The organism is Halomonas sp. BC2 (genome assembly GCF_002078115.1).
GTDB lineage: Bacteria > Pseudomonadota > Gammaproteobacteria > Pseudomonadales > Halomonadaceae > Vreelandella > Vreelandella stevensii.
In genome coordinates this window covers 239,424-247,796 of sequence record NZ_LFGT01000009.1, presented here as the reverse complement: position 1 = coordinate 247,796, position 8,373 = coordinate 239,424, and the positions used below count along the sequence as shown (strand labels likewise).

7 protein-coding genes and 1 pseudogene are annotated in these 8,373 nt (G+C 63.4%); 1 reads left to right on the top strand and 7 read right to left on the bottom strand.

Going from position 1 to position 8,373, the window contains the following annotated elements:
- Positions 1–1,551: pseudogene (locus tag B7L71_RS07580) on the top strand (hypothetical protein); the annotation flags it as partial.
- A gap of 52 nt (positions 1,552–1,603) precedes the next feature.
- Here B7L71_RS07580 and murB read toward each other — a convergent pair.
- From murB to B7L71_RS07545, 7 genes are all read right to left on the bottom strand, one after another.
- The gene (gene murB / locus B7L71_RS07575; protein ID WP_081137082.1) at positions 1,604–2,599 is read right to left on the bottom strand and encodes a UDP-N-acetylmuramate dehydrogenase; all 996 of its coding nucleotides are present in this window, start codon (positions 2,597–2,599) and stop codon (positions 1,604–1,606) included.
- A 25-nt stretch (positions 2,600–2,624) separates the two neighbouring features.
- Complete coding sequence (locus tag B7L71_RS07570) at positions 2,625–3,092, bottom strand: low molecular weight protein-tyrosine-phosphatase (RefSeq protein ID WP_081137080.1); 468 nt, start codon at positions 3,090–3,092, stop codon at positions 2,625–2,627.
- On the bottom strand, positions 3,089–3,871 hold the full coding sequence (gene kdsB, locus B7L71_RS07565) for a 3-deoxy-manno-octulosonate cytidylyltransferase (RefSeq protein ID WP_081137078.1): 783 nt from the start codon (positions 3,869–3,871) through the stop codon (positions 3,089–3,091). The genes B7L71_RS07570 and kdsB overlap by 4 nt, the downstream gene beginning before the upstream one ends.
- The gene (locus B7L71_RS07560; RefSeq protein WP_026001654.1) at positions 3,871–4,080 is read right to left on the bottom strand and encodes a Trm112 family protein; all 210 of its coding nucleotides are present in this window, start codon (positions 4,078–4,080) and stop codon (positions 3,871–3,873) included. The genes kdsB and B7L71_RS07560 overlap by 1 nt, the downstream gene beginning before the upstream one ends.
- The gene (lpxK, locus tag B7L71_RS07555) at positions 4,073–5,089 is read right to left on the bottom strand and encodes a tetraacyldisaccharide 4'-kinase (RefSeq protein WP_081137076.1); all 1,017 of its coding nucleotides are present in this window, start codon (positions 5,087–5,089) and stop codon (positions 4,073–4,075) included. The genes B7L71_RS07560 and lpxK overlap by 8 nt, the downstream gene beginning before the upstream one ends.
- On the bottom strand, positions 5,086–6,822 hold the full coding sequence (gene msbA, locus B7L71_RS07550; protein WP_081137075.1) for a lipid A export permease/ATP-binding protein MsbA: 1,737 nt from the start codon (positions 6,820–6,822) through the stop codon (positions 5,086–5,088). Before msbA ends, lpxK begins: the two co-directional genes overlap by 4 nt.
- 56 nt (positions 6,823–6,878) lie before the next feature.
- On the bottom strand, positions 6,879–8,373 hold a 1,495-nt coding region (locus tag B7L71_RS07545), incomplete at its 5' end, for a DNA internalization-related competence protein ComEC/Rec2 (RefSeq protein WP_081137073.1).

The window sequence follows — 8,373 nt, the reverse complement described above, 5'->3', positions numbered from 1 at the left end:
CAGAAGCCTGCGCAAGAGCGCCAGTCTCAGGAGCGCCAGCCCCAGGAGCGTTCAGCACCCGAGCGTCAGGAAAACAGCGCCTCACGCGACCAGCGCAACGAGACCGCCAAGGCACCTGCTGCCCGCAACGACGACGCCAACGACAAGCGCAGCGGCCCTAGCCGCACACGCAACCGTCGCCGTCATCCGCAGCAGGAAGATGGCCGGGCTCAGGAAAGCACGCCCCGCAACCCGCGTCAGAAAGAGACTGCCAAGGAGTCGTCGCAGAACGATGCTGCCAGCAGCGCACCGCAGCCGGAACAGCGTCGCGAGAAACCCCGCGACAACAAACCCAAGCACGACGATAGCCGCTCGGAGGCCGTTCAGCAGGACGAGCCGCAAAAGGATGACGGCAAACCGAAGCGCACGCGCAACAACCCGCGCCAGCGTTCACGCAAGCAGGCACTGAGCCCACAGGCCGAAGCCGAGCAGTTGAAGCTCCAGGCAGAAGCCCAGCAGGCACCCGAGGAAGCCCCTGCCCCAGCGGCGGCAGACGCTGAAACGCCTGCAAAGAAAGCCGCGTCAGCGCCAGAAACGGCGACTCAAGCAACCGCTGCCCAAGAGACAGCCACGCAAGAGCCCTCGGCTCAATCGCCAGGCGAAGCGGCAGAAGCGCACACTGACACGCGTCAGGAGGCCACCGAAGAGGCCGCGGCAGAAGACACCACGGCCACCGCTCGCGCCAGCAGTGCGGACAAAGCACGCAAGTCAACGCGCCAGCGCCGTCAACCTGCCATTCGCGACGAAGCGGCCAAGGAAGCCAACGCGTCTGGAGACGACAACGGCACCCTCGCCGCAGCCACAGAAGAGCCGACAGCGCCACGTGAGGAACAACCAACCTCGTCGACGGCTCAAGAGCCTTCAGCGGCGGTAGAGAAAAAACCCTCAACCGTGGTCGAAGAAGAGCCTTCAGCGGCGGTAGAGAAAGAGCCCTCAGCGGTGTTCGCAGAAAAGCCCTCAGCGGTTTCTGAAGACAAGCCCTCAACGACCGTGGCAGAAGCACCTTCTGCCGATGAGAGCAAATCTTCCGCCACTACTGAAGAGCCCTCAGCGGCGGTAGAGAAAGAGTCTTCGGCGGTGGTTGAAGAGAAATCTTCTGCGGTGGTTGAAGAGAAATCCTCAGCGGCCGTTGAAGAAGAACCTTCAAAAGCGTCTTCCGTAGTAGCCGCGGAAGACACCTCAGCAGCCACTGAAGCGCCATCTTCCGTCACCACTGAGGAAAAGCCCGCCACGGCCGAGGAGCCAGCATCTGCCGCACCGGTAGAAGAAGCGCCTTCAGCCAACGCGGAGCAAGCGCCCACGGAAGCGGCTCAGGAGCGCTCGACGCCTGCTGCAGAAAACGCAGCAGCAGAGAAAGCCCCCGAAGCCCCTCAGGCAGCGGCCGACGCCAACGCCAGTGGCGAGCCTGCCGCTGACGAGGAGGCCTCCAAGCCACGTCGTCGCCGCCGCCGGGCTCATAACGACCCGCGTGAACAGCGCAAGCAGCAGGCCCAGCAAAACTCACCCGAGTAATGCTGACAGCCGTAAAAAACCCCGCCTCGGCGGGGTTTTTTATGCGCTATCGTCAGGAGATCACTCGTGGCTCCGCTTCCAGGCTGACGCCAAAACGCTCGGCGACCGCACCTGCCACGACATCCGCAAACGCCAGCAGCTCTGCACGATTACCGCCACCAAAGTGCACCAGCACCAGCGCCTGATGCTGGTGCACGCCAAACGCTCCCTGGCGGTGCCCTTTCAGGCCACACTGATCGATCAGCCATCCGGCTGCCAGTTTCACCTGCCCATCAGGCTGGGGAAAATGCGGCATACCGGGGTAGTCGCTCAACAACCGCTGGGCATGATCACCGCTCACGAGCGGGTTCTTGAAGAAGCTGCCGGCATTGGCCAGCACGGCGGGATCCGGCAGTTTCTCCTGGCGAATGGCGCAGACGGCACGCGCCACCTCCAGCGGGTCAGTCGCAGCAGACACCCGTGCGGCCAAATCGCCATACCCCAGTTGCGGATTGGGCGTTACCGAGAGCCGCAAGACGAGCTGCGTAATGACTACCTTGCCTGCCAACTCACGTTTGAAGATGCTGTCTCGATAACCGAACTGGCACGCCTCGCCATCCAGCCAGCGCACTTCCCCAGTGGCCAGCTCGACCACCTGCACCGCCGCCAGCACGTCGGCCAGTTCGACACCATAGGCACCTATGTTCTGCACCGGAGCGGCCCCACAATCACCGGGGATCAGTGCCAGATTCTCACAGCCCCACAGGCCACGCGCCGCCAGCGCCATCACCAGGGCGTGCCAATTCACCCCCGCCCCTACGTAGGCCAACACTTCCCGGCCACGCCGCTCCAACCACCACTGCTGGAGCGAAGGACGAATGACCACTCCTGACAACTGGCTCGGCAACAGGACGTTACTGCCCCCCCCGAGCAGCGTCATCGGCCCCCGCTGCTGCCGTGCCTGATGCAACACGTCCTGCAACGCCGCCAGCGTGGTCGGTGCCGCGTACTGTTCGGCCACACAGGGCAAGCGCAGCGTATTGGCCTGGGTCAGGTCTCGAAACGCCATCAGGACGTCAGGGCGGGAGACAGCGCTAGCGTTCACGCTGCAGCTCATCGAGCAGACCCTGCGAGGCACGCTCGATCAAGTCCAGCACTTGCTCGAACCCGTCGTCGCCACCGTAATAGGGGTCAGGCACATCGCTCTGCGGCAGCCCGGCGTAATCGAGCAGCAGCCCTACCTGGGCCTGGCTATTGGCCGGTTGTAGAGCACGCATGGCAGCGAGGTTTTCGCGATCCATGCCCAGCACGTAGTCGAACTCGTGGAAGTCACTGACTTTCAATTGGCGAGCGCGAAGATGGCCAATCTCGATACCTCGTTGTCGCGCCGCTGCCTGGGAGCGGGGGTCTGGGGCTTTCCCTACGTGCCAGTCACCTACTCCGCAGGAGTCGATGGTGATGCGGTCATCCAGCCCTGCTCGCACCACGGCCTGCTGAAAAACGCCTTCCGCGGTGGGCGAGCGGCAAATATTGCCTAAACAGACGAACAGCACGCGCTTCATGGACGATCCTCCGATGACGACAACAGGGCGCGTACCCGTGCCAGGTCCTCCGGAGTATCGACCCCTGCCGGGTTCGCAGCCGCGGCCAGCGCCACCTGAATGGCGTGACCGTGCTGCAATACACGCAGCTGCTCGAGCTGTTCCAACTGCTCCAGGCTGGACGCCGTCAGATCACGGTAGGTGGCCAGAAAGCTGGCACGGTAAGCGTAGATGCCAATATGGCGCAGCCAGGCATCGGTGGTGAGCAAATCGGGCTGAGTCTTGAACTGCTCTCTGTCCCAGGGGATCGGCGCTCGGGAAAAATAGAGCGCGCGCCCTTGCAGTGAACGCACCACCTTGACCACATTGGGGTTGAATAGCGTATCCACATCACCGATGGGCTCGGCCAGGGTGGCCATGGCCGCCTCAGGATCGTCTGCCAGCCGCTGGGCTACCTGGTCGATCAACACGGGAGGAATCAATGGCTCATCACCCTGCACGTTGACGACCAGCGTGTCACCCGCCAGTGAGAGCTGTTCGGCCACTTCGGCCAGCCGGTCCGTGCCGGAGGGATGGTCGGCCCGAGTCATGACCACTTCCGCGCCGTAGGCCTGCATGGCGTCACGGATACGCTCGTCGTCAGTGGCCACGATGACTCGCTGCGCCTGGCTCTCGCAGGCACGACGCCATACGTGGGCTACCATGGGCTCACCGGCGATATCCAGAAGCGGCTTGCCAGGCAGCCGTGAAGAGCCGAACCGCGCCGGGACGACCGCGATGAATTGCGCCGCAGAGCCCATCACACCTCCCCAGTACGGCCAGGTGAAGTGGCCAGCTTCTCATCGGCGTCCATCTGCCGCGCTTCTTCAGGCAGCATCACCGGAATCCCGTCTCGGATGGGATAGGCCAGACCATCATAGTGGCAGCACAACTCCTGTGCGTCGCGCTGATACTTCAGCTTGCCGTTGCAGAGCGGGCAAACCAGCATTGCCAACAGTTCCTTATCCATCGGTGCTTCCCCTTTGTGTCAGTTCTGCCAGCCTGGAAGCCAGCCAATCTTCAAACTCTTCTGGAAGCCGCGCTTCCACCTCCAGCACCCAGCTGTCCGCCGGGGCCAACTCACGGCATTTGACCGCATCCTTGGCCGTCATGACCACCGGTCCGAAGGCCATGGGCTTGAATGTTTGCTCATCGAAAGCGTGATGATCCGCCAAGGGGTGCTGTTCCCCATGAACCCCCAACGTTTCGAGGGTCTTGAAAAAGCGCTGCGGGTTGCCGATCCCCGCCAGCGCATGTGCTGGCAGCGTAAAGGGCAAGGGAGCCAGCGGATAGTGCTGACCACTGGCCAGCTTGCGCCAGCCCTGGGGTACCAGTTGCATGGCCACCGAAGGCACCGGCAAGGGAGCCGTCAGCGTGCCATTGACGATCACCGCATCCACTTGTTGCAAGCGAGCAACGCCTTCGCGCAGCGGTCCTGCAGGCAGGCAGCGCTGGTTGCCCAGCCCACGGCTGCCATCGACCACCACCAGTTCAATATCGCGCCCCAGCGCCAGGTGTTGCAAGCCGTCATCGCTGATCACGATATCGCAGCCCATCTCGACCAGCGCTCGGGCGCCCCGAGCCCGCTGCGGGTCTGCGATGACGGGCAGCCCGGTCTGTTGAACCAGCATGAGTGGTTCGTCACCGCTATGCGCGGGATCCGTGGCGGGCGTAACATGAAGCGGATAATGGGGTGCGGTGCCACCATACCCCCGGGTCACGATGCCTGGCGAGTAGCCCTGCGCGACCAGCCAGCGCCCCAACCAGGCCACCAGCGGTGACTTGCCGGTGCCGCCCAGGGTGATATTGCCGACCACGATCACCGGCACCTCCGCCCGCCAGACGGGCTTGCGCCCCCGTCGGTAATCGCGTGCTCGACGATACATAAGATAACGGTATAAGCTGCCTAGCGGAAACAGCGGCGCCAGCCACGGGCTTCCCCCGTAGGCGGCGTCGAGCCAGCGCTTCGCCAGGCTCACTCGTGCTCCTGAAACTGAAGCTGGTGCAGGGCCGCATAAGCACCTGACTTTTCCAGCAGCGCCTGATGGGTGCCCTGCTCCACGATACGCCCCTGGTCCATGACCAGAATGCGGTCGGCGCGCTCGATGGTCGACAGGCGGTGGGCGATCACCAGCGTGGTGCGCCCCTCACAGACCCGCTCCAGGGCTTTCTGGATATAGCGTTCGGATTCGGTATCCAGCGCCGACGTGGCCTCGTCCAGAATCAGAATCGGCGCATCCTTGAAGATGGCTCGGGCAATCGCCAACCGCTGGCGCTGCCCGCCCGAGAGCATGACTCCATTTTCGCCTACCACGGTGAGATAGCCTTCCGGCAGTTTCTCGATGAACTCACTGGCGTAGGCGGCTTCTGCGGCAGCTTTCACGGCGGCCATGTCCGGATTTTCCACGCCATACGCAATATTGTCGGCGATGGTGGCATTGAACAGGGTGACCTGCTGGGAAACCAGCGCTATCTGCTGCCGCAGCGGCCCCAGCGCGTAGCGGTCGGCATCGATGCCATCGATCAGGATCTGGCCTTCGGTGGGTCGATAGAAGCGCGGCAGCAGGCTCACCAGGGTAGACTTGCCGCTTCCCGAGCGCCCTACGATAGCGACCAATTCGCCGGGAGCGACGCGCAGCTGAATATCGTGCAGCACGTTGGGCTGGTCGTCAGCGTAGCGGAAGCTGACATGGTCGATGACTACCTCGCCAGCCAAACGGCTCGGCACCACGTCGCCCTCATCGCGCTCTGGGGTCAGGTCCATGAGACCGAACAGCTCGGCAGCAGCAGCAATACCCTTCTGAATCTCACTGTTCACTTCAGTGAGCTGACGTACCGGCTTGATCATCAGCGCAGCGGCAGTAATGAAGGCAACGAATTCACCGGGCGTCATGTTGGCCATCAGACGAGGGGCCATGGCCAGCCATACCAGCAGGGCCATGGAAATGGCCACCAGCATCAGAATCACCGGCGAGCTGACCGCTCGGGTCATGGCTTCTTTCATGCTTTGCCGACGATTCTCTTCGCTGACACGTTCGAAGCGCTGCTTTTCATAGGCTTCGGCACCATGGGTGCGCACCACGCGATACCCCGAGAGGGCTTCCGAAGCCACGTGCGTCACATCGCCCATGGAGTGCTGGATGCGCTTGGAGATGCGCCGAAAGCGCTTGCTGACGTAACTCACCACACCGGCAATCAACGGCGTCACGCCCATGAACAGCAGAGTGAGCATCCAGTTGGTCCAGAACAGGTAGCCAATCAGGCCCACCACGAAGAGTCCTTCACGGAGAATGATGGTCACCGCGTTGGTCGCCGCCCCGGCAACCTGCTCGACATGGTAGGTCACCCGCGACACCAGATGTCCGCTAGAGTGGTGATCGAAGAAGCGCCCCGGCAGATGCAGCATGTGATCGAATACGTTACAGCGCAGCGTATGAATCACGTAGCGCCCCACGTAGGCCATGAAATAAGTACTGAGGAAAGTGCCCAACCCTCGGGCTGCGAACATCAGCACGACGAACAAGGGCAGAAACAGCCGAAACGCGGCATCGGGATTCTGAATGCCATCGATGAGGCGCTTCATCATCTCGGCCAGCGCGGTACTGGACGCGGCGTAAATCAGAAACCCGACCACGGCCAGCGAAAAAGCGCGCCAGTGTGGCTTCACATAACTCAACAAGCGTTTATAGAGTACCCAACCTGAATCAGTCACACGCGCTCCCGGCAGTAGTGTGCAGTGGGGGCGATTCTACCCTATGGTGGCTCGCTTCAACACCGCTTCTGGCCACCGGGAACGCGCCGCAGGGTATCTATCTGCACGGGCACCCCCGGTTCCAGGCGGATACGCACCGCGCCATCATGGGCGGTACTCCACAGGCAGCTGTGCTGGCGGCGGAAGCGCCGTACCACCTCATCGGCCGGGTGCTGGAAGGCATTATCGCGTCCGGCACTGAAGATGGCATGCCGAGGCATCGCTTCACGGACGAACTGCACACCGGAGCTGGTGTGACTGCCGTGATGGCCCGCCACCAGCACCGTGACGTCACCGGCCAACAGGGGCAGCAAGTGGCGTTCCACCTGACGCCCCACATCACCGGTGATCAGCAGCCGATGCTCTCCCACCTGGACTTCCAGCACGCAGGAGCGGTCATTGGAAGAGAGCTGCTGATGTCCTGCCGGGGGCCAGAGGAAACGATAGATGATCCCCTCCTGCTGCCACTGCTGGCCCTGCTCACAGGGCGTGCTGGCAACGATCAGCGGCTCGTCCAGCGGGGCACGCCAGTCCGCCACCTGATGTTCGTCCCGCAACGCTTCGACGCCGCCTGCGTGGTCGGTATCGGCATGGCTGACCACCACCAGGTCGAAGGCCTGACCAGGCGGCCAGAGCGTTTGCAAGGGCATGAAACCGCTGCGAAAACGCGGCCCCGTGTCGTAAAGCATCCGATAATCGGCGCTGCGCAGCTCGACCAGCTGGCCCTGCCCCACATCGTGCACGGTGACGACCAGCCGACGCTCTTCGACGCGCTCACTTGGCCACCAGGGAGCGCTCAGCGCCAATAGCGTGACCAGTATGCGCACCCCGCTGGGCGTGGCAGGCAATCCCCAGCCAAGCGCTAGCAGCAGCCAGGCCAGTGCCAACGGGTATACGTGCTCGGGCGGTGGCTGCCACAGCGGTGCCAGGGCCAACGAAGCCTCCAGTAGATAATGGAACAGCGCCAGCGCCTGTGCGAACACCCACCAGGCTGCCAGCCCAATGCTCGGCAGCGGCGCGAGCAGCCACCCCAGCAGCGCCGAAGGCACCATGATCGAGCTGACCCAAGGTACGGCCAACAGATTGACCAGCGGAGCCGCGGGCGCCACTCGGCCAAATGCCAACAGCACCGCTGCCGCCATCAGCGGCGCCAGCAACAGCTGGGAACGCAGCAACGCCCAGCACCAGCCTTTGATACCTCGTGGGCGAGGGCGCCCCTGCCAGATCACGATCAGCCAGCCCACCGCCACGAACGACAGCCACAAGCCGGGCCGCCATAGAGAGAGCGGGTCGGCCACCACGATAACGGCGAGGGCCAGCCACCAGGCCTGCCAGGGGCCTGGCGCATGGCGCCCGCTCAACACCCATAGCCCCAGCAGGGTCATGATCATGGCGCGCATGGCAGGAGGTGCCAGCCCTGCCAGCAGTGCATAGCCCACGGCAGCCGCCCCCGCCACCCACCAGGGCCAGACGCGCAGGCGCCAGTCACCGGGAGACATCAGCCGTGCTGCC

What these genes read in the sequence shown, in the direction of transcription:
- murB (WP_081137082.1), bottom strand. Translation starts at nt 2,599, where the DNA reads ATGGCGTTTCGAGACCTGACCCAGGCCAATACGCTGCGCTTGCCCTGT.
- B7L71_RS07570 (WP_081137080.1), bottom strand. Translation starts at nt 3,092, where the DNA reads ATGAAGCGCGTGCTGTTCGTCTGTTTAGGCAATATTTGCCGCTCGCCC.
- kdsB (WP_081137078.1), bottom strand. Translation starts at nt 3,871, where the DNA reads ATGGGCTCTGCGGCGCAATTCATCGCGGTCGTCCCGGCGCGGTTCGGC.
- B7L71_RS07560 (WP_026001654.1), bottom strand. Translation starts at nt 4,080, where the DNA reads ATGGATAAGGAACTGTTGGCAATGCTGGTTTGCCCGCTCTGCAACGGC.